Origin of the sequence: Streptomyces triticirhizae, assembly GCF_003696235.1 — a bacterium.
Classification (GTDB): Bacteria; Actinomycetota; Actinomycetes; order Streptomycetales; family Streptomycetaceae; genus Streptomyces; species Streptomyces triticirhizae.
On the sequence record NZ_RFFJ01000086.1, the window covers coordinates 1 to 24,359 of the forward strand.

Genomic DNA, 24,359 nt, shown 5'->3' on the forward strand with positions numbered 1-24,359 from the left:
GCGGCCGACCGGGCGCGGGCCGACGCGGCGGCGGCGGCCGAGCGGACCGCGAGCGAGGCGGCCGAGGCGCTGGCGGCGGCGCAGGAGGAGGCGGCCCGGCTGCGGGCCAAGGGCGACAGCTTCCTGGCCGAGGCCAGGGACGCCGCGCACCAGGAGCGTTCGCAGGCGCACGAGCAGAGCGAGGAGTTGCTCGCCACCGCGCGCACCCGCCTCGACGAGGCGGAGCGGCGGGCCGAGACGCTGGTCTCGGCGGCCGAGCACAAGGCGCAGCAGGTGCGGGACTCGGTGGCCGGGCTGCGCGAGGAGGCCGAGGCCGAGATCGCGACCCACCGGGCCGAGGCCGAGCAGGCGGCGGCCCGGGTGCTGCGGGAGTCGGCCGAGGAGAAGGAGGCCGCCGCCGCGCTCGCCGAACGGACCGTCACGGAGGCGATCGCCGAGGCCGAGGCGGCCCGCAGGGCGGCCGAGGAGGAGGCCGCGCGGGTGCGGGCCGACGCCGAGGCGGTGCGGGACGGCGCGCTGGCCGACGCGGCCAGGCGCCGCACCGGGGCCGCCGAGCAGGCGGACCGGCTGGTGGCCAGGGCGACCGAGGAGTCCCAGCGGCTGACGGCCGAGGCGGAGAAGCGGGCCGACGGCATGGTGGCCGCCGCCCGCAAGGAGTCGGACCGGGTGCTCGCCGAGGCGAAGGCGTCCGGCGCCGAGCTGGTGGAGCGTTCCCGCGAGGACGCCAACACCCTGCTGGAGGAGGCGCGTCGGGACGCGGCGGCGATCCGGGAGCGCGCCGAGGAGCTGCGCCGCCGGGTCGAGGCCGAGGTGGAGGAGCTGCACGACCGGGCCAGGCGCGAGTCCGCCGAGCAGGCGAGGGCCGCCGGCGAACGCGTCGACAAGCTGATGCGCGCGGCCGAGGAGCAGCGCGAGGAGGCCAGGGAGGCCGCCGCCAAGATCATGGCCGAGGCCAACGCCGAGGCGGGCAAGGTCAGGATCGCCGCCGTGCGGAAGGCGGAGGCGCTGCTGAAGGAGACGGAGCTACAGCGGACGGCCACCCTGGCCGAGGCGCGGGAGGCCCGCGTCCAGGCCGAGCGGGAGGCGACCCGCATGGTGGAGGAGGGCAAGCGTGAGCTGGAACAGCTGGCCCGCAGGCGTGAGGACATCAACGCCGAGATCTCCCGCGTGCAGGACATGTTGGAGGCGTTGGAGTCCTTCGAGGCGCCCAAACCGGCCGGGACCGCCAAGTCCGCCAAGGGGCAGCCCGGTTCGGTCACGGCCGGCGCCGGCGCCGGCCCGGGCCGCCCCGCCGGGAAACGCCCGGGCGGCTGAGCCGCGCGATCGCGCGTGCGGCTCGGCCACACGATTGGGCGGAAGCGGCGAACATTCTCCACGGGGTGCCGGGATTCGCTCGTAGACACGCCGGCGCGCCCCCTAGGATGAAGCCTCCGAGGGCACGGACCCCGTACCGAATCGACCGTTGATTCACCTTACTTGGGAGCCACACCTCGAAGCGCAGAACGCCAAGCCCCGATCCCCTACTCACTCACCCGTCTGAATCGACAGGAACCCCATGAGCGACACTTCCTCTTCCCCATTCGGCTTCGAGCTGGTTCGGCGTGGCTACGACCGCGGGCAGGTGGAGGACCGCATCTCCAAGCTCGTCGCGGATCGCGACGGCGCGTTGGCGCGCATCACCTCCCTGGAGAAGCGGATCGAGGAGCTGCACCTCGAAACGCAGAACGCCCAGGCGCAGATCACCGACTCCGAGCCGTCCTACGCCGGTCTCGGCGCGCGCGTCGAGAAGATCCTGCGGCTCGCGGAAGAAGAGGCCAAGGACCTGCGCGAGGAGGCCCGCAGGTCGGCCGAGCAGCACCGCGAGTTGGCGGAGGGCGCGGCCCAGCAGGTGCGCAACGACGCCGAGGCGTACGCGGCGGAGCGCCGGGCGAAGGCCGAGGAGGACGGCGCGCGGATCATCGAGAAGGCCAAGGGCGAGGCCGCGGCCACCCGCGCCGAGGCCGACAAGGACGCCCAGTCCAAGCGCGAGGAGGCGGACGCCCTCTTCGAGGACACCCGCGCCAAGGCGGCTCAGGCGGCGGCCGACTTCGAGACCAACCTGGCCAAGCGCCGCGAGCAGTCCGAGCGTGACCTGGCGTCCCGTCAGGCCAAGGCCGAGAAGCGGCTTGCGGAGATCGAGCACCGCGCCGAGCAGCTGCGCCTGGAGGCGGAGAAGCTCCGCACCGACGCCGAGCGGCGCGCGCGCCAGACGGTGGAGACCGCGCAGCGGCAGGCCGAGGACATCGTGGCCGACGCCAATGCCAAGGCCGACCGCATCCGCAGCGAGTCCGAGCGTGAGCTGGCCGCCCTGACCAACCGCAGGGACAGCATCAACGCCCAGCTGACCAACGTCCGCGAGATGCTGGCCACGCTGACCGGCGCCCAGGTGGCGGCCGCTTCGCTGGGCGACACGGACGACGGCGACGAGGGGCTGAGCCAGGGCGTTCCCGCCCAGCAGTCCCGCTGAGCCGCCGACCCGCTCCGCGCTCACCCCAACGGGCCAGGGCCCGCCGCCTCCACCGGGCGGCGGGCCCCGGCCCGTTCTAGCGTCGGAGCTGTGATCGAGCTGGCGGGACTGACCAAGCGGTACGGCCTGAAGACCGCCGTGCGGGAGCTGACCTGTGTGATCAGGCCCGGTCAGGTCACGGGCTTTCTCGGGCCCAACGGCGCGGGGAAGTCCACCACGATGCGGATGATCCTGGGCCTGGACCACCCGACGGCCGGGCGGGCGCTGGTGGAGGGCCGCCCCTACGCGCGGCTGACCGACCCGTTGACGGTGGTCGGCGCGCTGTTGGAGGCGCGGGCCGTGCACCCGGGGCGGACCGCGTTCCACCATCTGCTGTGTCTGGCGCAGAGCAACGGCATTCCCCGGCGGCGGGTCGGGCAGGTGCTGGATCTGGTGGGCCTCGGCGAGGTGGGGGCCAAGCGGCCGAAGGGTTTCTCGCTGGGGATGGGGCAACGCCTGGGCATCGCCAGCGCGCTGCTGGGCGATCCGCGCATTCTGATCTTCGACGAACCGGTGAACGGCCTTGATCCGGAAGGCATTCACTGGGTGCGCAATCTCCTCAGGAGACTGGCGGCGGAGGGACGAACTGTCTTTGTTTCCAGCCATTTGATGAGCGAAATGGCCCTGACCGCCGACCATTTGATCGTGATCGGTCAGGGGCAGCTGTTGGCCGACACGTCCATGGCGGGCTTTATCGAGGAGAACGCCCGCTCCTACACGCGGGTCAGCTCACCCGACCGGGAACGGCTGTTGGACGCGCTGAACTCCGCCGGGCTCGCCGCCACCCCGGCGAGCGGGCCGGGCGCGGACGGGGCGTTGGACCTGGAGGGCGACCAGACGGTGGCGGTCGGCGAACTGGCCGCCGAACGCCGCCTGGTGCTGCACGAACTCTGCCACCACCGGGCCTCGTTGGAGGAGGCGTTCATGCGGTTGACCCGCCAGGCCGTCGAGTACCAGGCGCGCGACGGCGCCGAGGACCGCCGGGGTGCCGGGAGCCGCCAGGGCTGGGAGGGCTGAGCCGTGTCCCACGCGCGTCGGGTGCTGTTGTCGGAGTGGACGAAGATCCGCACCGTGCGGGCCACGGTCTGGACGCTGGCCAGCGCGCTGGTGGTGACGGTCGCGCTGGGCATGTTGATCAGCGCGCTGCTCAACAACGGCTTCGACGACCTCTCCCGGGAGGAGCGGCTGACCTTCGACCCGACCTTCATCAGCTTCGCCGGGACCTCGCTCGGGCAGCTGGCGATGATCGCCTTCGGCATCCTGGTGGTCTCCAACGAGTACGGCACCGGGATGATCCGCGCCTCGCTGGCGGCGGTGCCGGTGCGCGGCGAACTGCTGGCGGCCAAGCTGGCGGTGGCGACGGCGCTGGCCCTGGCGGTCGGCATGGTGACCAGCTTCGCCGCGTTCCTGCTGGGCCAGCTGATGTTGGGCGACCACCGCACGGACCTCGGCCAACCCGGCGTGCTGCGGGCCGTGTTGGGAACCGGCCTCTACATGGGGCTGATCGCGCTCTTCGCGATGGGCCTGACCTGGGTGCTGCGCAGCGCGCTGCTGTCGTTCGGGGTGCAGATCCCGTTCTTCTTCATGATCTCCAACATCCTGGCCAACGTGCCCGCGACCGAGAAGGTCGGCGACTACCTCCCCGACCAGGCCGGCTCCCGCGTGATGGCCGTGATCGACGACGGCGGGTGGCCCTACGGGCCGTGGGTCGGGCTGCTGATCATGCTGGCCTGGGTGGCGGCGGCGGTGGCGGCGGGGTGGTTCGTGCTGCGGAGGCGCGATGCGTGACGGGGTTTTCCGCCCCACCCGCCCGCCCCTTTGCCTGCGGCGCTTCCGGGGGGTGTCGCGGAGGCGACTGCCGTCCTTCTTGTTCCCACCCACCCGCCCCTTCTTGCCTGCGGCCCTTCCGGGGGGTGGTCGCTTAGGTGCGGGCCGTCCCGGCCTGGGCTTGTTGTTCCCACCCGCCCGCCCCCTTTGCCTGCGGCCCTGCCGAACGGAGCGCGCGGCTGCGGTCGTTGATCGCGGTGCCCCGGACGGGCTGGGGGCGCCGAGGTCAACGCGGCGGCAACTGGCCGCCGTTGCCGTGCCGCACGTCACCGCCGCGCGGAGGGGCGAGGCCGCAGGCAAGAAGGGGCGGGTGGGTGGGAAAAAGAGCCCCGCCCGCGACGGCGGTCGCCTCCGTGACCACCTCCCGGAAGCGCCGCAGGCAAGGGGGCGGGCGGGTGGGCGAAGATCAACTCCCCGAAGAGAACACCGTGATGCCCAGCATCCGGCCGCCCGTCTCCGACCTGGGCCGGTGGCTGCTGCCCGGCGCGAAGACGACATAGGAGCCGGGGCCGTGGCGGTCTCCGCCGTCGATGATCTCGCCGCTGAGCACGAAGTAGCGTTCCTCCGTGGCGTGGTGGTCGACCTCGGGCCACTCGGTGCCGGGGCCGAAGTCGATCAGCCAGCCGGCGGCGTGCGGGGTGCGCGGCAGGGGGCGGCGCAGGATGCCGGGGGCGATCTCGACGGGGGTGACGTCCTCGACCGAGACCGTGTTCTTGAGTTGTCCGTCCATGCTCTCGCTCATGAGATCCACCCTGCTCCCGGCGCCCGCCCTCCCGGCAGTGTCGTGATTGACGTCGTTGGATACATTCCTGCCATGTCCGAAGCAGCGTCCCCGCCCGCCGGCCCGCTCCACCGGGTGGTGGCGGTGCTCAACGAGCCGCACTCGCCGTTCGAACTCGCCTGCGCCGTCGAGGTGTTCGGCACGGCGCGGGAGGGGCTGCCGCAGCACTACGCGTTCGAGGTCTGCGCCGAGCGGCCGGGGCCGGTACGGACCACGGCCGGGCACGCGGTGCTCGTCGAGCGGGACCTGGGCGCGCTGCGTTCGGCGGACACCGTGCTGGTTCCCGGGTGGCTTCCGGCGGGCGCGGTGGTGTCGGACGCGGTGCTGGGCGCGTTGCGCGCGGCGCACGCGCGGGGCGCGCGGGTGGTGTCCATCTGCACCGGCGCGTTCGTGCTGGCGCAGGCCGGCCTGCTCGACGGGCGCGGCGCCACCACGCACTGGCGGCGGACCGCCCAACTGGCCGCCGAGTACCCGAGGGTGCGGGTGGACGCCGATGTGCTCTACGTCGACCACGGCGACGTCGCGACCAGCGCCGGCAGCGGCGCCGGCATCGACCTGTGCCTGCATCTGCTGCGCGCCGACCACGGTTCGGCCCACGCGGCGGCCGTCGCCCGGAGCATGGTGCTGCCGCCGCACCGGGAGGGCAGCCAGCTCCAGTACGCGGTCCGGCCGGCGTATTCGGAGGGGCGCGCGGCGCCCGAATCGTTGGCGCCGTTGCTGGAGTGGGCGCTCGACAACCTGCACGCGCCCCTGTCGCTGGAGCGGCTCGGCGCGCGCGCCGGCGTCTCGGGGCGCACGCTGGCGCGCCGGTTCGAGGAGCAGTTGGGCACCAGCCCGGGCCAGTGGCTGTTGCGGCAACGGCTGGACGCGGCGCGGGCGTTGCTGGAGCGAACCGACCTTCCGGTGGAGGCCGTCGCGGTGCGGGTCGGCCTCTCCTCGGCCGTCAACCTGCGGCGGCGCTTCCGTTCCGCGTTCGGCGTGACGCCCGGTGCCTACCGGCGCACGTTCGGCGAGCGCGGGGAGCCCGGGGGCGACGCGGCCGGCGGCGGCTGGTGCGGGGTTGGGACAGAGGCTTTGCCTGACCGTGAGCCTTTGCCACTAGGGTCTCCCGGAGCGGGGGCGGTTCGGGGCCGCGTGCCCCTAGCCCCTCCAGGGCAAGCCCGGGGACGAGGCCCCGAGACGGCCCCGAGACGGCGCCGAGAAGCAGGGTGAAACAGAGTGATCGAGGCAACCGGCCTGACCAAGAGCTTCGGCTCGAAGACGGCCGTCTACAACCTGACCTTCCGGGTGCAGCCCGGCAAGGTCACCGGCTTTCTCGGCCCGAACGGCGCCGGGAAGTCCACGACGATGCGCATGATTCTGGGCCTGGACACCCCCAGCAACGGGACGGTGACCATCGGCGGCTACCAGTATCGGCAACTCCCCAACGCGCCACGGCAGGTGGGCGCGCTGCTGGACGCCAACGCCAAGCACGGCGGGCGCAGCGCGCGGTCCCATCTGCTGTGCCTGGCACAGCTCTCGGGGATTCCGGCCCGCCGGGTCGACGAGGTGCTGGACGTGGTCGGCCTGACGCAGGTGGCCGGGAAGCGCTCCAAGGGCTTCTCGCTGGGCATGGGGCAGCGGCTCGGCATCGCGGCGGCCCTGTTGGGCGACCCACAGGTGTTGCTCTTCGACGAGCCGGTGAACGGTCTGGACCCGGAGGGCATTCGCTGGGTGCGCGAGTTGATGCGCAGGCTGGCCGGTGAGGGTCGGACGGTGTTTGTCTCCAGTCACCTGATGAGCGAGATGGCCCAGACCGCCGACCATCTGATCGTGATCGGCCGGGGTCAGCTGATGGCCGACCTGCCGGTGCGGGCGTTCATCGAGCAGAACTCCACCGGCTTCGCGCGGGTGCGCACGCCCGACGGGGAGGAGGAGCAGCGCGAGACGCTGGTCCGGGCGCTCACCGAGGACGGCGGGCAGGTGCTGGCCGAGCCGGAGGGCACGTTGAAGGTCACGGGCCTGGAGCTGCCCAGGATCAGCGAGTTGGCGCACCGGGTCGACGTGCGGCTGTGGGAGCTGTCGCCGCACCACGCCTCCCTGGAGGAGGCGTACATGCGGATGACCCAGGGCGCGGTGGACTTCCGTTCCACGGCCGACCAGCGCGCCGGGCTCCAGGGCCCGCCGCAGCCGCCGTACGGCGGGTACCAGGAGCCGGTCGTCGGGATCGGCCCGCCCCAGCCGGGCGGCTACCCTCCGCCGCAGCCCGGCTGGGGCGCGCCCCCGCCCGGCGCCCCGGTGCCGGCCGGTCCGCCGGTCGTGCCCCACCAGGCCACACCCCCCGCCCCGTACCGCCCCGAGGACGCCCGATGAGCACTCCCCCGCCGCCCCAGCAGGCCCCCCAGCACGCGCCGGCGACGCCGCCGCCGCACGTTCCGCCGCCGCACCAGCAGGGGCAGCCGCCCGTTCAGCCGGGTCAGGCCCCCGGCCAGCAGCCGCCGCAGGTGCCGGGGCCAGGGCAGCAGCAGTCGGGGCCCGGCTACAGCTCGCCGATCCCGGTGGTGACCACCCATCTCGGGCACGCCATCGCCTCGGAGTGGACCAAGATCCGGACCGTTCGCTCCACGGTGTGGACGCTGGCGCTGACGGTGCTGCTGACCGTCGGCATCGGGCTGGCCTTCGCGGCCGCGCTGAGCGCCGAGGACTATGTGGGGATGCCGCTGCTGGCCGGCGGCTTCTTCGGCCTGATGTTCGGGCAGCTGTGCGTGATCACGCTGGGCGTGCTGGTGATCACCTCCGAGTACGGGACGGGCATGATCCGGACCACGCTCACCGCCTGCCCGCAGCGGTCCCGGGTGTTGATCGCGAAGGCGCTGGTCTTCTTCGTTCTCGCCTTCTCCGTCACGTTGTTGGCCACCGGCCTGACCGCGTTGATTCACTCCTCGATGCTGAGTGATCAGGTGGTGCCCTCCTACGACTACGACGATCCCTATATGGAGGGGTCGATCGAGAACGGCGAGGTCGTCGCTACCGGCGGGCACTGGCTGGGCGCGACCGTCGGGGCCTCGCTCTATGTCGCGCTGCTGGGGCTGTTGGCGCTGTCCGTCGGGACCCTGCTGCGGCACTCGGCTGGCGCGATCACCACCATGCTGGGCGTGGTGCTGGTGCCGCTGCTGGTCGCGCTGTTCATGGTGGGCGAGAGCCTGCGGGACTTCCGGGACAAGCTGATCGAGTACTCGCCGCTCAACGGGCTGGCCTCGCTGTTCCGCATCCCGATGATCGGGGAGACGGCCACCGGCTGGCCGATGTTGGGGCTGCTGGCCGGGGTGACGGCGGCCGCGATGATCGCCGCCCTGGCGCGGCTGACCACGTCGGACGTCTGAACCGGCCGAACGGGGCGAGACCGCGCCTCAGTAGCGCGGCGCGTTACGGGACCGCAGGGGCCGCGCGCCCCTGCGGTCCCGCGCGTTCCAGCAGGCGCGGTGCCAGTGCCGGCGGTCCTCGACCGCGCCCAGCCTGGGCCAGCTCACCACGTGCGGAACGCCGGGCGGGATCTCCTGGTCGCAGCCCGGGCAACGGTAGTGCTTGGCGGCCGAGGCGCCGGTGATCCCGCGCACCACCCACTCCTCGCCACGCCACTCGTCAGTGCGTTCCAGGCCGTACTCGCGGGGCCCTTCGCCGCCCGACGGCGGTTGTTGACGACCGCGCGGGCGGTTGCGACGCGGGGACACGGAACACCTCGACCTGGCTCGGCGGTTCGGCTGACGGCGTGGCCGGCTCGGGCGGCGCGCGCCGAGGGGCCGACCGCCGGGGCCGACCGGCGGCGGCGGAGCGGGAACGCCGGTGCGGGGGTGCGGCGGGACGGATCGGTGGAGCGCAGGAGAGCCGGCTACGCAACCGAGTTTACGCGGGCCCCCGACCAGGCCCATTGATGATCATCGGAAAAACCTGCCGCCGTCCCGTGCCCTTGGCACGTGTCATGCGTTAAGGCCCATGGGGAGAACGGCAACGAGGCAGGTCACGGCGAGCCCGTGCCGGGCCGCGAGGAGGGCGGACGCCATGTCGACGATACGGATAGGGACATTTGTGCTGGCCGGCCAGTACCCGGGGCAGAGCCAGCGGGAGGCCCTCGACCGGGCGGTCCGCTCCGCCGAGGTCGCCGACGAGGTCGGGCTCGACACGGTCTGGCTGGCCGAACACCACTTCGTTCCCTACGGGTTGTGCCCCTCGGCGACCACGCTCGCCGCGCTGCTGCTCGGCCGCACCCGCCGCATCCGGGTCGGCACCGCGATCAGCGTGCTGTCCACGCAGCACCCGGTGGCGCTCGGCGAGCAGGCGACGTTGCTCCACCTGACCTCGGGCGGGCGGTTCACGCTGGGCGTGGGGCGCGGCGGCCCCTGGGTGGACCTGGAGGTCTTCGGCACCGGGCGGGAGGCGTTGGAGCGCGACTTCCCCGAGTCACTCGACCTGCTGCTGCGGTGGCTGACCCAGCCGGCGGTGGACGCCAACGGGGCGCGGTACCGGTTCCGTTCGGTGCCGGTGGTGCCCAGCTCAGCCGAGGAGGCCGATCCGCCGCCGGTCGTGGTGGCCTGCACCTCGCCGGCGACGGTGCGGCTGGCGGCCCGACGGGGGCTGCCCATGCTGCTGGGGATGCACATCGGCGACGCCGAGAAGGCCGAGATGGTGGCGCTCTGGCGCCGGTCGGCGGCCCAGGCCGAGCTGCCGCCCGAGGCGGTGGCGGCGGCCGACCATGTGGCGGCGGGCGTGGGGCAGGTCGGCGACAGCCACTCGGAGGCCGTCGAGACGATCCGCCGCGCGCTGCCGGGCTGGCTGCGGCAGGGGCTGGCCGCGCACCAGACCCTGGACGGCGCGCCCCGCGCCATGCGGGACCCGCTGGCCTACACCGAGCTGCTGTGTGAGCTGCACCCGGTGGGCGATCCCCAACTCTGCGCCGACCGGCTGGCGTTGACCAGCGAACGCACCGGGATCACCCGCTTCGCGCTGCTGGTCGAGGGCTCGGGCGAGCTGGCGGCCACCGAACGGAACGTGCGCCGCCTCGCCGACGACGTGCTGCCGCTCCTCCCCGGTCAGGCGGGGAAGGCGGCAGCGAACGGTACGTCCGTGGGCAGCGGCACTCAGCAGTCGCGCAGCTCCGGCGACTGGTTGAGTATCTGACCACGGATCGAGGTGAACCGGGCGAGCCGCTCGTCGCTCGCCCCGTCGAGCGGGAAGACGGCGACCCGGTGGCAGTTCTGGAACGCGAGCCGGACGCCGAAGTGCCGCTCCAGGGCACCCCTGATGGCGTCGCTGGCCAACGCGCGCAGCAGTTGGCCGCGCGCGTGCTCGTCCGGTGGTGGTGTCGTGTTGTCGGCGAACGCGCCGCCGTCCACCTGGAGTCGGGTCACCAGACTGCTGATCATGTCCCAGGCGAAGGGCAGGGACGTCCGGACGCAGTCGACGAACTCCTTCTCGTCCACCTCGCCCCGCTCGGCCTGTTCCAGTAACGCCGGTGAGACGTCGAGCGACATGAGTTTCTCCTCTCGCGACCCCCGAGTCGGGGTCTGGCGCGGACTGGCCCGAGGGTTTTCACCACCCCAACCCCGCACCGGCGTGCGTGCGTTCGAGTGGACGACCCCCCGCTCACGTTAGGCCGCGCGGCGGGTGGGTGTCAGTGGATTGGGCACATAACTGGCCACTGTCGAATCCGGCGAATCTCCCCCATAGCAGACGCCTCTGACCTCACCCGGTTACCACTCCGCCACCCCTCGCTCACCCTCCTCATCCAGCCAGCGGTAGCACAACTCCGGTCGGCCGACCCCTCCGTAACGGGGGGCGCGCGCGGCGCGGGCGGTGGTGACCAGATGTTCCAGATAGCGCCGGGCGGTGATCCGCGAGACCCCCACGCACCCGGCGGTCACCGAGGCGGTCAGCCCCTCGGGCGCGGCGCGCAGCGCCTCGATCACCGCCTCCAACGTGGGCTGGCTCAGCCCCTTGGGCAGCGCGGCCGCCACCGGCGAACGCAGCGTCGCCAGCGCGCGGTCCACCTCCTCCTGCCCGCCCGCCTCGCCCTCGGCCTGCCGGAAGGCGGCGTAACGCACCAGCCGATCACGGAGAGTCGCGAAGGTGAACGGTTTGAGCACATAGTGAACGACGCCCAGCGAGACGCCCTCCCGCACCACCGTCAGGTCGCGCGCCGAGGTCACCGCGATCACGTCCACGCCGTGCCCGGCGCCGCGCAACGCCCGCAGCAGCCGCAGCCCGTGGCCGTCGGGGAGGTAGAGGTCGAGCAGCAGCAGATCCACCTCGGTGCCGGCCACCAGCCGCGCCGCCTCGGCGCCGGAGCGCGCGGTGCCGCAGACCGTGAAGCCGGGAACCCGTTCCACATAGCCCCGGTGGGCCTCGGCGGCCAGCGGCTCGTCCTCCACCACCAACACCCGCACCGGCGGCGGGCCCTGCCCCGCACCCGGTCCCCCGCCCGTTCCCGTTCTCGGTCCCCCGCCCGCTCCCGGCCCTGCCCCCGTTCCCGGCCCGGTCATGCCACGCCCACCCGCAGCGGCAGCCGCACGGTGAACCGGGCGCCGCCGCCGGCCGCGCGGTCCACCTCGACCGCGCCCCGGTTGCGGCGCACCGCCTGCCGCACCAGCGCCAGGCCGACGCCGCGCGCGCCGGCCTCCGGGCCCTGGGCCGGCTTGGTGGTCCAGCCCCAGTCGAAGGCGGCCTCGGCGCTCTCGCCGCGCAGCCCGCCGCCGGAGTCGCTCACCTCCAGCAGCAGTTCGTGCGCGTCGGCGCGCGCCCGCACCCACACCCGCGCGCCGGCGCGCGGATCGCCCACCCGCTCCCCCGCCGCGCTCCTCGCCGCCGCCCCCGCCGCTCCCGCCGCTCCCGCCGCTCCCGCAGCCGACTGCACCGCCGCGCCCATGGCCGCCTCCATCGCGTTGTCGATCAGATTGCCCAGGATCGTCACCAGGTCCCGGGGCGGCAGCGCGCTGGGCAGCACGCCGTCGTCGATCCTGCTGTCCTCGGTCAACAGCAGCTCCACGCCGCGTTCGTTGGCCTGGGCCGCCTTCCCCAACAGCAGGGCGGCGAGGACCGGTTCGGCCACCGCGTCGACCACCCGGTCGGTGAGGGCCTGGGCCAGCTCCAACTCGGCGGTGGCGAACTCCACGGCCTCGTCGGCCCGGCCCAGCTCGATCAGCGCCACCACGGCGTGCAACCGGTTGGCCGCCTCGTGCGCCTGGGCACGCAGCGCATCGGTGAACGCCAGCGCCGAGTCCAACTCGCCGGCCAGCTCCTGGAGTTCCGTGTGGTCGCGGAGCGTCACCACCGTGCCGCGCCGGCTGCCGCCGGAGACCGGCGCCGCGTTGACCACCAGCACCCGCTCCTCGGTCACCAACACCTCGTCCACCACGGGCCGTTCGCCGCTCAGCGCCGCCACCAGGCCGGGCGAGAGGTCCAGCTCCGACAGCGCCCGGCCGACCGGCTCGTCCGGCAGCCCGATCAGCTCAAGACCGGCGTCGTTCACCAGCGCGATCCGGCCATCCCCGTCCAGCAGCAACAGCCCCTCCCGCACCGCCCGAAGCGTCGCCTGGTGGTAGTCGTACATCCGGCTCAATTCGGCCGCGTTCATGCCGTGGGTGTGCCGACGCAGCCGGACGTTGACCGCCCAGGTGCCCACGGCGCCCAGCGCCAGCGCCCCGCCGGCCACCAACAGCAGGCCACTGACCTGGTCCGCGACCCGGCGCCCTATGGTCTCGACGCCCAGCCCCGCACTCACCAGCGCCACGATCTCCCCGTCCGACCAGACGGGGGTGACCACCCGCATCGAGGGGCCCAGGGTGCCGGTGTAGGACTCGGTGAAGGTCTCGCCTCGCAGCGCGGGCTCCGTGTGGCCGATAAAGGTCTCCCCGATCAGCTCCGGGTTGGGGTGGGTCAGCCGCTCCCCGTCGGGGCGCATGATCGTGACAAAGGTGATCCCGGTGTCCTGGCGCACCCGTTCCGCATAGGGCTGGAGCCGGGCGCTCGGGTCCTCGGAACGGAGCGCGGCCAACACGGACGGCGCGTCCGCGATGGCGCGCGCCACCACGGTGACCTCGGTGCGCGCCGCCTCCTCGGCCTGTTCCCTGGTGTTGAGATAGGTGAAGACCGCGCAGCCGGCCACCACCAGCGTCACCAGCAGCACCTGCATGGCGAAGAGCTGGCCGGCCAGCGAACGCGGGCGGGGGAGAGCCATAGCGCACAGTGTGCTCAGCCGGGGCGTTCACCGGAACCCACGGGCGCGGGCCGGCGCCGACCGTCGCCGCGAACTCAATGAACGCAACCGTGACGGGCGTCACGTCCCCCTGGATAGTCGCAGTGCCTCAGGCCGACTCCACAACGACGAGGAGACCCCACCGTGGCTGCCAAGTCCTCCCCCGCGCCCGCCCCTCCGGGGCCGAGAAAACGGCGCGACCGCACGCACTACCTGTACATCTTCGTGATCCTGGCCGTGGTCGCCGGCGTCACCCTGGGCCTGGTGGCCCCCGGCGTCGCGGTGGAGCTGAAGCCGCTGGGCACCGGCTTCGTGAACCTGATCAAGATGATCATCTCGCCCGTGATCTTCTGCACCATCGTGCTGGGCATCGGCTCGGTCCGCAAGGCCGCCAAGGTGGGCGCCGTGGGCGGCCTCGCGCTCGGCTACTTCATGGTGATGTCGGCGTTCGCGCTGGTCATCGGCCTGGTGGTCGGCAACATCCTGGAGCCGGGCGCCGGGCTCGACATCACCCAGGACGCCCGGGAGGCGGGCGCCGCCCAGGCCGAGGGGGCCAGCGAGTCCACCGTGGACTTCCTGCTGGGCATCATCCCGACGTCGTTCGCCTCCGCGTTCACCGAGGGCGAGGTCCTCCAGACGCTGCTGATCGCGCTGTTCACCGGGTTCGCGATCCAGACGATGGGCCGCGCCGGGGAACCGCTGCTGCGCGGGGTGCAGCACCTCCAGAGGCTGGTCTTCCGGGTGCTGGCGATGATCATGTGGGCGGCGCCGGTCGGCGCGTTCGGCGCGATGGCCGCCGTCATCGGCGAGACCGGCGCGGACGCGCTGCGCTCGCTGGTGGTCATCATGGTCGGCTTCTACCTGACCTGCGTGATCTTCGTCGTCCTCGTCCTGGGCGTGCTGCTGTGGGCGGTGGCCCGCGTCAACATCTTCACCCTGCTCCGCTACCTGGGCCGGGAGTTCCTGCTGATCCTCTCGACCTCCTCCTCGGAGTCCGCGCTGCCCCGGCTGATCGCCAAGATGGAACACCTGGGCATCAGCAAGCCCGTCGTGGGCATCACGGTGCCCACCGGGTACTCGTTCAACCTGGACGGCACCGCGATCTATCTGACGATGGCCTCGCTGTTCATCGCGGAGGTGATGGGCGACCCGCTGTCGCTGGGCGAGCAGATCAGCCTGCTGCTGTTCATGGTGATCGCCTCCAAGGGCGCGGCCGGCGTCACCGGCGCCGGCCTGGCCACCCTGGCCGGCGGCCTCCAGTCGCACCGGCCCGAACTGGTCGACGGGGTCGGGCTGATCGTCGGCATCGACCGCTTCATGAGCGAGGCCAGGGCGCTGACCAACTTCGCGGGCAACGCGGTGGCCACGGTGCTGGTCGGCACCTGGACCGGGGAGCTGGACCGGCAACGCGCCGGCGAGGTGCTGGCCGGGCGGCTGCCGTTCGACGAGTCGACGATGGTCGACGACGGGGATGCCTCCGGCGGCGATGCGGACAGCGGCGATGCGGACGGCGCCGGTGGCGCGGGGGGCTCCGAGGGTGCGGCCGGCGGCCGGTTGGGCAAGCAGTCCGACGGACCGGTCGAACGGGCCGAACCCGCCGACTCCGTCGGGGAGTCCACGGCCCGCTGACGGCCGGGGAGGGCGGCGAGGCCGGCCCGGGACAGGCTCTAGGCTGCCCCCATGCGTCTTGTCATCGCCCGCTGCTCGGTCGACTACGCCGGCCGGCTCACCGCGCACCTGCCCATGGCTCCCCGACTCGTCCTGGTCAAGGCCGACAACTCGGTCTCCGTCCACGCCGACGACCGCGCCTACAAGCCGCTGAACTGGATGTCGCCGCCGTGCACCCTCAAGGAGGAGGAGACGGAGGACGGCGGCCGGGTCTGGACGGTGGTCAACAAGACGGGCGAGAAGCTGATCATCACCATGGAGGAGGTTCTCCACGACTCCTCCCACGAACTCGGCGTCGACCCCGGCCTGATCAAGGACGGGGTCGAGGCCCACCTCCAGGAGCTGCTCGCCGACCGGATGGAGACCCTCGGCGAGGGCTGGACGTTGATCCGCCGCGAGTACCCCACGGCGATCGGCCCGGTGGACATCCTGGGCCGCGACGCCGACGGCGGCACGGTGGCGGTGGAGATCAAGCGGCGCGGCGAGATCGACGGCGTGGAGCAGCTCACGCGCTATCTCGAACTGCTCAACCGCGACCCCCATCTCGCGCCGGTGCAGGGCCTGTTCGCGGCCCAGGAGATCAAGCCGCAGGCCAGGACCCTGGCCACGGACCGGGGCATCCGCTGCGTCACCCTCGACTACGACGCCCTGCGCGGCATCGAGGACGACAAGCTGCGCCTCTTCTGACGGGGCTCGCCTGCGGCGGGCCTCGGGAACGACGGCGCGGTCCCGGGCCTCGCCCGTGGCGAGGCCCGGGACGGCGCGGGTCCGTCAGCGCGAGGCGTGCAGCGGGTCGCCGTTCCAGGTCGCGGACGCCAGCCGCAGCCGGGAGGCCGTTACCCCAGATCGGAGAGGAGGCCGTCCAGGGCCCGCTTGAGGGCCGCGGCGTTGGCCGGATCGAACCACGTGGTGCGAATCCGCCTCGTTGTTCCCTCCGGGCGTCTCGTGGTCGGCGGCAAGCTGATGCGGAGGGCGGGTCTCGTCGTTCAGTGAGCGGCCGACGTTCCGAAAGAGGCCGCGCACATATCGGTCGGCGGCGTCGGGGGCGATGCCGTGGCCGGTGGCCCACGAGGTGAGCGTGGGGAGGTAGGCGTAGTGGGCGGTGAGGGTCCCGGTCAGTGCGGAGAAGACGTTGAAGGCGTCCTCGTCCGCGACGGGGAGCGCCCCGCCCAGCCGTTCGAAGAGAGCGTCCACCGCCGGGTGCGAGGGGCAGGTCACGGTGACGGAGCGGCGCTCGCGCACGGCGGGCAGTGGGATGGCGCGGACGATCAGGGCACCGGTGGCGACGCGGGCTCCCCGGGGAGAGAGGAAGACCTCCGGCGACGCACCGCCCCCGCCGCGCAGGCCCTCGACGATGGCCTTGCCGATCTCGCCCACTCCTATGATGCCGACGCGCCGCACTGTGTCGGCCTCCATGGTGCGCGGTGGTCGTGGCTCGCGTTGGTGCGGATCTGTGCGTTCGCGATGGTCGCGTGCGGAGTCGAACGGAGCCGTCGTCACGTCGGTCGCCTTCTTCTCCACAGCGATATGACCGCGAGAACGCCCGCCAGACAGGGAGTCATCCCGGCCCAGCCCAGCTCCGGCGGCAGTCCGGTCGCGCCGGAGGTGTCCCTGGTCAGCAACCCGGCCAGTCCGGCGCTGGCGCCGAGCACGAACATCGCGGTCGCGACGGGGCGGGCCCACCGCTTGCCCGCCCTGACGGCCCAGGCCGCCGTGAGCCAGGCGAGAACGCCGAGCGCTCCGATGACGGACGACACGACCAGGTAGGTGTCGACGGCCGAGTCGACCCGCGCCTGGGAGTAGTCGGGATAGCCAGCGCGGATGTGATCGGCCAGCAGATGGATGGTGCCACGGTCGACATACGGGGCGATCGTCCCGAGGACAGTGAGCGCAATGCCCACGTACATCGCTGCGAGCGCCCCTCGCGCACGGGGTGGCCGCGTCACGGGAGACCGCTGGGCCGTCGGGTCCGAGGGCGAGGTCATCGTTCCTCCGTCACTTCGCCAGGGCCGCGCGGAGGAAGGCGAGGATCTCCGCCTGAGCGGCTTCGGCCTGTGGTTCGACGCCGGGCAGGGTGAGGAACGCGTGCCGCGCTCCCGGGTATTCGGAAAGCCGCACGGGGGTCCCTGCCTCGCGCAGCCGCTCGGCGTAGCGGCGGCCGTGGTCGGCGACCGCGTCCCGGGTGGGCACCACCACGAGCGCCGGGGCGAGCCCGCTCAGGTCGTCCGCGTACAGCGGCGAGACCGCGCGGGCGTCGGCTCCCGGCGGGACGGCGAGCTGCTGGAAGAGCCGCAGTTGCGGCAGGGCCCGGGTCGGTCCAGCCGCACGTGATCGCCGAGAAGTCCGGCTCCGGTGGCCGTGTCGCGGCAGTGGTCTCACTCATGTGTCCTTCTCCCCTCCCGGCCGCACGCCGGGTGCGTCGTTGTGACCGGACAGCCCGTTGCCCTCATTATGCACGCGGCGCGTGCATCAACAAGTGCACAGGTAGGCTGAGTCCGGACGAGAGGGGCGAGATGACGGGCCGAAGGCGATGGTCGACCGAGGAGATCCTGGACACGGCGGTGGGACTGCTGCGCACGAGCGACGCCGAGTCGTTCAGCGTGCGCAAACTCGCCGTAGCGCTCGGGACCGACTCCTCCAGCCTCTACCGGCACTTCCGCAACAAGACCGAACTGCTGCGCGCGGTCGCCGACCGGATCCTGCTGGCCGCCATGGACGGCTACCGCCCCGAGGGTGACTGGAAGCAGCGCATCACCACCCTGGCCCTGCGCCTCCGTGAGGCATTCGGCGAGCAACCCCAACTCGCCACGGTGTGGGGGCGCTACGGTTCCGGCGGCACCGGTTCCCGACTGGTCATGGAGGAGCTGTTGCAGGCCCTGCGCGCGTCCGGCCTGCCCGACGAGGAGGTCCCGGTGCGATACCACCGCATCGCGATCCTCCTCGCCGCGCTGATCACCTCCGAGGCCGGTATCAGCACCATCCCCCCCAAGGAATACGAACAGGGCATGGAGCAGTTCCGCGTCGCGGTACTCGGCGCCGACCCCGAACGCTTCCCCGTCCTGGCCCACTTCGCCCGCGACATTCGCCCCCTCGGGGCAGACCGCCGCCCCGCATTCGAAGAGACCCTCGCCGTCCACCTGGCCCATATCGAGGCCCAGACCCCCTGACGCGTCGGCTCACGAGCGCCATGCGGTCGGGTCGCGCCGCTGCCGCAGGCCCGGTGCCGGAGACCGGGTGTAGGGGGAGCGGCCGAGGAAGTCGATGTGGCCGCGCCGAAGGGAGGACAGCCGGGCGGTCGCCCAGCCGCGCCGAGCCGACGTTCTCGGTGTACCGCCGGTCGATCTCCACGTCCGTGCGGTGCCCGACACGCCCCGGCGTCGACGGCTCCAGCCGGTCCTTGCGGCAGCGGGCCACCACCGCCTCCGCCAGCCTGTCCCGGTTCAGCTCCACCCCGCACAGCTCCACCGCCAACCGCTCGGCAAGCTGGATCTGATCCTCCTCGGCGCACTCACGGAACCCGAACGCACCCCGGATCTCGACCCGGTGCCGCTCAAGCAACGGCGCGAACCCCAACCGGTTCGCCCCCGACGTGTTCCGCAGCCGCTCCTGGTCCTCCTCCACGGGCAGGCTCCCCAGACCTCGTCACCACCCGGCCACCCCACCGCCGAGCAGTCCCCACCGCCCCGAAGCCCGCCGGCGGGCGAACCCCCTTGACGACCCCCCAGCCCCTCCCTACGTTCAACTAACGCCAGGATGAATCGTTTTAACCGGCGGACCGTGCCACCCCATCCTCTACCTCGGAGGGGCATGTGATCAGCAGACGCCAGATCCTCGCGACCACCACCGCCGCCGCCGCGACGGCGGCGGCCCCGTTGCCGGGGCTCACCCCGGCGGCGGCCGCCCGTCCCCGAGAGCCCAGCGGCGAGCGCCCCGCCGGGCAGCCGCTCCACGTCGCCTCCACCACCACCGAGTACGCCGACCGCCCCCTCGGCCTCGACGTCGAACAGCCCCGGCTGAGCTGGACGTTGGAGTCGGCCGTGCGCGGCCAACGGCAGACCGCCTACCAGATCCGCGTCGCCAGTTCCCCCGCGCTGCTCGACAGCCCGGACATCTGGGACAGCGGCAAGCGCCCGTCCGACCAGTCCGTGCTGGTCCCCTACGACGGCCCCCCACCCCAGCCGCGCCGCCGTCACCACTGGTGGGTTCGGGTCTGGGACGCCGACGACGTCGCCTCCGAGTGGAGCGAGCCGACCTGGTGGGAGACCGGGCCCGGCGGGGCCGGGGAGTGGGGCGCCGCCTGGGTCGGCGCGCCGGCCGAGTTGGGGGCCGCGCCGGGGCTGGCGGACGCGCACTGGGTGTGGTTCCCCGGCGACCCCGACGAGGCGCCGGCGGCCACCCGTTGGCTGCGGCTCGCCTTCGACCTCGGCGACGAGCCCGTCGTCGCCGCCGAGTGGGTGGTGGCCGCCGACGACGGCTTCACCGCCTGGGTCAACGGCGTGCCCGTCGGCACCCGCCCGATCGTCGCCGACCAGGACTCCTGGCGCGACCCGGCCCGGATCGACGTGACCGCCGAACTCCGCGCCGGCCGCAACGCGTTGGCCGTCGAGGCCGGCAACGCGACCACGGGGCCGGCGGGGCTGCTCGCCGTCCTGGAGGTGACCACCGGGGCCGGCACCAGCCGCCGCCTGGTCACCGGCGAGGCCGACTGGCTGAGCACCGACGCGGAACCGGCGGACGAGGCGTGGCGCGCGCCGGAGTTCGAGCCGGACGGCTGGCAGCCCGCGCGGGTGCGCGCGCCCTGGGGCGGCGCCCCCTGGGGCGAGGTGCACGCCCAGCGCTCGCCCGTGCTGCTGCGCCGTTCGTTCACGCTCCCCTCAGCGCCGGTGGCCGGCGCGCGGCTCTACGCGACGGCGCTCGGCCTGTACGAGGCACGGCTCAACGGGCAACGCGTCGGCGACGCCCACCTCACCCCCGGCTGGACGGACTACCGCCACCGCGTCGCCTACCAGGCGTACGACGTCACGGAGCAGGTGCGCGCGGGCGAGAACGCGCTGGGTTTCACGCTGGCGCCCGGCTGGTACGCGGGGCACATCGCCTGGTTCGGGCAGCGGCGGTACGGCGAACTGCCCTCGCTGCTCACGGTCCTTGAGGTCACGTACCAGGACGGCCGCGTCGAACGGGTCGCCAGCGACGGCTCCTGGCGCGCCGCCACCGGGCCGTGGCTGGTCGCGGACCTGATCCACGGCGAGGAGTACGACGCGCGGCGGGAGGCCCACGGCTGGGACGCGCCCGGCTTCGACGACGGAGCCTGGCGTCCGGTCGTTCCCACGGAGGTCGCGACGCCCGAGGTCGTCCGGATGGTGGACGAGCCGACCCGGGTGGTGAGCGAGCTGCCGGCGGTGAGCGTCGCCGAGGTGCGGCCCGGCGTTCACCTCTTCGACCTGGGCCAGAACATGGTCGGTTGGGTCAGGCTTCGGGTGACGGGCGAGGCCGGCACCCGGGTCACGCTGCGCCATGGCGAGGTGCTCGACCGGGAGGGCCGGCTCTACACGGAGAACCTGCGCACGGCCCGCGCCCAGGACGTCTTCACGCTCGCGGGCGGCGGGGAGGAGGTCTTCGAACCCCGGTTCACCTTCCACGGGTTCCGCTATGTCGAGATCACCGGCCTTCCCGGCACCCCGGGCACCGAGGCCGTGACCGGTCGGGTGGCGCACACGGCGGCGCCGTTCACCATGGAGTTCTCGACCAACCTGGAGATGGTCAACCAGCTGCACCGCAACATCACCTGGGGACAGCGCGGCAACTTCCTCTCCGTGCCGACGGACACCCCGGCGCGCGACGAGCGGCTCGGCTGGACCGGCGACATCAACGTCTTCGCGCCGACCGCCTGTTATGTGATGGAGTCCGCGCGGTTCCTCACCAAGTGGCTGACGGACCTGCGCGACGGGCAGCCCGCCGAGGGCCCCGACCGGGGCGGCTTCCCCGACGTGGCGCCGGCCATGGACGAACTCGGCCTGGGCGTGGCCGGTTGGGGCGACGCGGGGGTGACCGTTCCGACGAGCCTGCACCGCGCCTACGGCGACGAGCGGGTGCTGGCGGAGAACTGGCCGGCGATGACCGCCTGGATCGACTACCTCGTCGAGCACAGCGAGGGGCTGGTTCGGCCGGCCGAGGGGTACGGGGACTGGCTCAACGTCGAGGACGAGACGCCCAGGGACGTCATCGGCACGGCGTACTTCGCCCACGCCGCCGCCCTGGTCGCCGGCGCCGCGCGGGTGTTGGGCCACGATCCCGCGCCGTACGAGGAGTTGTTCGCGCGGGTGCGGGACGCGTTCAACGCCGCCTTCGTGGGGGCGGACGGGCGGATCGCCGGCGACACCCAGACCGGCTGTGTGCTGGCGCTGTCCATGGACCTGCTGCCCAGCCCGGCGCTGCGGGCCTCGGTCCTGGGGCGGCTGGTGGAACTGGTCGAGGCGCGGGGCGACCACCTGTCCACGGGTTTCCTCGGCACCCCGAGGCTGCTGCCGACGCTCACCGAGGCGGGGCGCGTCGACGTCGCGTACCGGCTGCTGGAGCAGGACACCTTCCCCTCGTGGGGGTACCAGATCGCGAACGGCGCGACCACCATGTGGGAGCGCTGGGACTCGATCACCCCGGACGGCGGGTTCCAGACGGCGGACATGAACTCGTTCAACCACTACGCCTACGGCGCGGTCGGCGAGTGGCTCTACGGCACCGTCGCGGGCATCGCGCCGGGCGCGCCCGGCTTCCGGGTGGTCACCGTCAGGCCGCGCCCCGGCGGCGGGGTCACCACGGCCTCGGGGCGGTTCCGCTCGCCGTACGGGACGGTCGCGACCCGCTGGGCGCTGGGCGGGGACGGGACGTTCACGCTGGACGTCGAGGTGCCGGTCAACGCCACGGCCGAGGTGTGGGTGCCGGCCGAGCGCGGCGAGCAGGTCGAGCGGGACGGCGCGACGTTCGAGCGGATGGCGGACGGCTGCGCCGTCTTCACCACGGGCTCGGGTCGGTACCGCTTCGCCGTGGCGGCGGGCTGAACCCGGTCGCCGTTCCGCCGGGCCGCCGTTCCAGCGGCGGCCCGGCGGGCGGTGGGTCGGTCGTGCGCGGCCCTGGCCCGGGGCCTCAGCCTGCGGTGGCCGAGGCGCCGGCGGTGGGGGAGGCGGACCGCGTCGGCGTGGCGGGTTCGGTGGCCTCCTCGGTGGAGGTCGGGGAGGCGCCCGTGCCCTCGTCGTCGCCGTCGGTGGGCGGGTCCGTCGGGTCGGTCGGCGGGTCGGTGGGGTCCGTGGGCGGGTCCGTCGGCTCGGTCGGCGGGTCCGTCGGCTCGGTGGGCGGGTCGGTGGGCTCGGTCGGCGGGTCGGTGTCCCCGCCGCCGCTGTCACCGCCGGAGCCGCCCGAACTCCCGCCCGAGCCCTCGGACTCCGACGGCGTGGTGGGCTGGGGGGTGGTCGGGTCGGGCGTGGTCGGCGGGGCGGTGGTCTCGGTCGGCTCGGGCTCGGAGGTCTCCTCCGTGGGCGAGGGTGTCTCGCTGGGCTCCTCGGTCTCCTCGGTGGCCGACTCCTCGGGCGTGGTCTCGTGCGTGACCGGGGCGTCCTCCTCCGAGGCGGCGGGGTCGTCGCGGGTGACGTTCTCCGTGTCGTCCCCGGAGTCGCCCGAGGTCAGGCCGAGCGCGACCACCGTGCCGAGCACGGCGGCCAGCAACGCGCCGGCGCCGGTGGCCACCGCGTTGCGGCGGTTCCCCCGGGAGAGCATCTGGCGCAGCGTGGCGCCGGACTCCTCGGGCGAACGACCCCGGATGACCAGGGTCAGCTCGGTGGAGCCGGGCGGCTCGGGGGCGTTGGCGGCGGGCGGCGCGTTCACCTCGGGCGGCGGCTGCTGGATGAGGTCGGCGGGCACGCCGGCGGGCGGGGTGTGCGCGGGTATGGCGGACGGCGGCCTGGTCAGGTCGTCCACCAGGGTCAGCGCGCGGCGGCCGGCGACGGCGCCGCCCGCGTCGGACAGCACGCCGCGCAGCGCCGTGGACGCCTCCAACTCGGCGCGGGCCCGGGCCAGTTGGCCCTCACAGATGGCGAGGACGCCCAACTCGTGGTGGAAGTACGCCTCCTGGGCGACGGCGCCGGCCTCCCTGGCCGCCTCCTGCCCGGTGCGCAGCGCCCGTTCCCAGGCGCCCCAGCGCAGCCCCGCGGCCAGCAGGGGCGCGGTGCGGCGGACCAGCTCGGTGGCCTCGGCGGCCAACCCGGCCTGCTGGGCGGCGCGTTGCGCGGCGAGCAGCACGTCGGCCTGGGCCACGGCCTCCTCGGCCGCGACCCGCGCCTCGGTGAGCCACCAGGTGAAGTGGCGGGTGAGCGAGGCGATCCGGGCCGCGCCGTCGGCGGCCAGCCCGGAGCCCTCCAGCGCGGCCAGTGCGCCGGGCGCCAGCCGCCGCCGGGGGCCGACCCGGGTGAGCAGGCCGCAGTCGACCAACTCCGTGTAGGCGACGGTGGCCTCGCCGTCGCCGGTGAGCGCGGGCAGGGCCGCCGGGTCGGGCAGCTCGCCGCCGAGCGCCAGGGCGATCACCAGCAGCTCCCTGGCGCCCTCGGATATCGCGGCGGCCAGGGCGCCGACCAGGCCGTCGACCGAGGGCAGCGGGCCACGCCCGCCGAGCGCGCGGTACCGCAGCACCGCGCCGGCCTGCACGAGGTGCAGCGGCAGGCCGCCGCCGGCGCGGCCCAGTTCGTCGGCCCACTCGACCTCGGCCGGCGTCAACTCCCGGGCGACGGCCAGCGCCAGCAGCCGGCGGCCGGCCTCCGGGCCGATACCGGCGAGCGGAACGTCGACCACGCCGGAGCTGGCTCCGGGCGCCGGCGCCTCGGGGCGCTGGGCCAGCAGGAAGGCGCACTCGGGCGTCGCGGTCAGCAGCTCGTCCAGCGCGGCCCCGCCGAACTCCACGTCGTCCAGCACCACCACGGCGCCGATCTCCCGCAGCGCGGCGGACAACTCGGTCGGCCCCGGGCGGTAGTTGCTGACGTGGTGAACGGCCGCGTACAGCTCGTGGAGCAGGTCCCTGGGGGTGCGCCGATGGCCGTTGAGCCGGACCACCCCGTCGGGGGCCAGCGTGGCGCAGTCCTCGGCGACGGCGTCCAGCAGCGCGCTGCGACCCACCCCCGAGGGGCCGGTCAGCCGGACGGAACGGCCGCCGGCGAGCAGCGCGCGCAGGTGGGCGCGCTGCTCCTCGCGGTCGAGCAGCGGGGGGCCCGGCTCGGCGTCGGCGGCTCCCGCGGGCACGGGGGCTCCGGCGGCGGCCGGCGCGCGACGCG

18 protein-coding genes and 3 pseudogenes are annotated in these 24,359 nt (G+C 73.7%); 12 read left to right on the forward strand and 9 right to left on the reverse strand.

Annotated features, from left to right (window positions below):
* From EBN88_RS16330 to EBN88_RS16345, 4 genes and pseudogenes are all read left to right on the forward strand, one after another.
* Positions 1-1,314, forward strand: a pseudogene (locus EBN88_RS16330) (hypothetical protein); the annotation flags it as partial.
* 241 nt (positions 1,315-1,555) lie between these two features.
* Positions 1,556-2,506: a coiled-coil domain-containing protein gene (locus EBN88_RS16335; RefSeq protein ID WP_122184621.1), complete on the forward strand. Its 951-nt coding sequence runs from the start codon at positions 1,556-1,558 to the stop codon at positions 2,504-2,506.
* A gap of 90 nt (positions 2,507-2,596) precedes the next feature.
* Positions 2,597-3,562 (forward strand): ATP-binding cassette domain-containing protein, encoded by a 966-nt coding sequence (locus EBN88_RS16340; protein WP_122184622.1) that lies wholly within the window; start codon positions 2,597-2,599, stop codon positions 3,560-3,562.
* 3 nt (positions 3,563-3,565) lie between these two features.
* On the forward strand, positions 3,566-4,333 hold the full coding sequence (locus tag EBN88_RS16345) for an ABC transporter permease (RefSeq protein ID WP_122184623.1): 768 nt from the start codon (positions 3,566-3,568) through the stop codon (positions 4,331-4,333).
* 445 nt (positions 4,334-4,778) lie between these two features.
* On the opposite strand, the gene EBN88_RS16350 is transcribed toward EBN88_RS16345, so the two are convergent.
* Positions 4,779-5,114 carry a cupin domain-containing protein gene (locus tag EBN88_RS16350; RefSeq protein WP_122184624.1) on the reverse strand — a complete coding sequence of 112 codons (336 nt, stop codon included), beginning with the start codon at positions 5,112-5,114 and terminating at the stop codon, positions 4,779-4,781.
* Positions 5,115-5,186: 72 nt separating this feature from the next.
* On the opposite strand from EBN88_RS16350, the pseudogene EBN88_RS16355 reads away from it, so the two are divergent.
* The 3 genes and pseudogenes from EBN88_RS16355 to EBN88_RS16365 form a co-directional block, all read left to right on the forward strand.
* Positions 5,187-6,239: pseudogene (locus EBN88_RS16355) on the forward strand (GlxA family transcriptional regulator); the annotation flags it as partial.
* A gap of 132 nt (positions 6,240-6,371) precedes the next feature.
* Positions 6,372-7,505, forward strand: coding sequence for an ABC transporter ATP-binding protein (locus EBN88_RS16360; protein ID WP_122184626.1), 1,134 nt, complete (start codon positions 6,372-6,374; stop codon positions 7,503-7,505).
* Positions 7,502-8,515 (forward strand): ABC transporter permease, encoded by a 1,014-nt coding sequence (locus EBN88_RS16365; RefSeq protein ID WP_122184627.1) that lies wholly within the window; start codon positions 7,502-7,504, stop codon positions 8,513-8,515. The genes EBN88_RS16360 and EBN88_RS16365 overlap by 4 nt, the downstream gene beginning before the upstream one ends.
* Positions 8,516-8,542: 27 nt before the next feature.
* On the opposite strand, the gene EBN88_RS16370 is transcribed toward EBN88_RS16365, so the two are convergent.
* The gene (locus EBN88_RS16370) at positions 8,543-8,863 is read right to left on the reverse strand and encodes an ATP/GTP-binding protein (RefSeq protein ID WP_122184628.1); all 321 of its coding nucleotides are present in this window, start codon (positions 8,861-8,863) and stop codon (positions 8,543-8,545) included.
* Between the two features lie 337 nt (positions 8,864-9,200).
* On the opposite strand from EBN88_RS16370, the gene EBN88_RS16375 reads away from it, so the two are divergent.
* Positions 9,201-10,307 (forward strand): LLM class flavin-dependent oxidoreductase, encoded by a 1,107-nt coding sequence (locus EBN88_RS16375; RefSeq protein ID WP_122184637.1) that lies wholly within the window; start codon positions 9,201-9,203, stop codon positions 10,305-10,307.
* Here EBN88_RS16375 and EBN88_RS16380 read toward each other — a convergent pair.
* The 3 genes from EBN88_RS16380 to EBN88_RS16390 all read right to left on the reverse strand — a co-directional run bounded on the left by EBN88_RS16380 (position 10,268) and on the right by EBN88_RS16390 (position 13,362).
* A complete protein-coding gene (locus tag EBN88_RS16380; RefSeq protein WP_122184629.1) occupies positions 10,268-10,660 on the reverse strand; it encodes an SCO5389 family protein in 393 nt (130 codons plus the stop codon). The two genes, EBN88_RS16375 and EBN88_RS16380, sit on opposite strands and share 40 nt — an antisense overlap.
* A gap of 219 nt (positions 10,661-10,879) precedes the next feature.
* Positions 10,880-11,668: a response regulator gene (locus EBN88_RS16385; RefSeq protein WP_122184630.1), complete on the reverse strand. Its 789-nt coding sequence runs from the start codon at positions 11,666-11,668 to the stop codon at positions 10,880-10,882.
* Positions 11,665-13,362, reverse strand: a complete 1,698-nt coding sequence (locus tag EBN88_RS16390; protein WP_122184631.1) for a sensor histidine kinase — start codon at positions 13,360-13,362, stop codon at positions 11,665-11,667. The genes EBN88_RS16385 and EBN88_RS16390 overlap by 4 nt, the downstream gene beginning before the upstream one ends.
* 162 nt (positions 13,363-13,524) lie before the next feature.
* Here EBN88_RS16390 and EBN88_RS16395 point away from each other — a divergent pair, with 162 nt between their 5' ends.
* Complete coding sequence (locus tag EBN88_RS16395) at positions 13,525-15,009, forward strand: cation:dicarboxylate symporter family transporter (RefSeq protein WP_122184632.1); 1,485 nt, start codon at positions 13,525-13,527, stop codon at positions 15,007-15,009.
* A gap of 51 nt (positions 15,010-15,060) precedes the next feature.
* Entirely contained in the window at positions 15,061-15,735 is a 675-nt protein-coding gene (gene nucS, locus EBN88_RS16400) for an endonuclease NucS (RefSeq protein WP_122184633.1), read from the forward strand.
* A gap of 84 nt (positions 15,736-15,819) precedes the next feature.
* Here the strand turns inward: nucS and EBN88_RS16405 are convergent, their stop codons facing one another.
* The 3 genes and pseudogenes from EBN88_RS16405 to EBN88_RS16415 all read right to left on the reverse strand — a co-directional run.
* Positions 15,820-16,464 (reverse strand): hypothetical protein, encoded by a 645-nt coding sequence (locus EBN88_RS16405; RefSeq protein ID WP_233580725.1) that lies wholly within the window; start codon positions 16,462-16,464, stop codon positions 15,820-15,822.
* Positions 16,465-16,544: 80 nt separating this feature from the next.
* A complete protein-coding gene (locus tag EBN88_RS31250) occupies positions 16,545-16,955 on the reverse strand; it encodes a hypothetical protein (RefSeq protein WP_199742384.1) in 411 nt (136 codons plus the stop codon).
* 88 nt (positions 16,956-17,043) lie between these two features.
* Positions 17,044-17,373, reverse strand: a pseudogene (locus EBN88_RS16415) (alpha/beta hydrolase); the annotation flags it as partial.
* A gap of 188 nt (positions 17,374-17,561) precedes the next feature.
* On the opposite strand from EBN88_RS16415, the gene EBN88_RS16420 reads away from it, so the two are divergent.
* Together EBN88_RS16420 and EBN88_RS16425 are read left to right on the forward strand one after the other, a co-directional pair.
* A complete protein-coding gene (locus EBN88_RS16420; protein ID WP_122184634.1) occupies positions 17,562-18,215 on the forward strand; it encodes a TetR/AcrR family transcriptional regulator in 654 nt (217 codons plus the stop codon).
* Positions 18,216-18,857: 642 nt separating this feature from the next.
* Positions 18,858-22,103: a glycoside hydrolase family 78 protein gene (locus tag EBN88_RS16425; protein WP_122184635.1), complete on the forward strand. Its 3,246-nt coding sequence runs from the start codon at positions 18,858-18,860 to the stop codon at positions 22,101-22,103.
* Positions 22,104-22,188: 85 nt separating this feature from the next.
* Here EBN88_RS16425 and EBN88_RS16430 read toward each other — a convergent pair.
* Positions 22,189-24,359 (reverse strand): ATP-binding protein (locus tag EBN88_RS16430; RefSeq protein ID WP_267902569.1); only part of this gene is annotated, 2,171 nt, incomplete at its 5' end.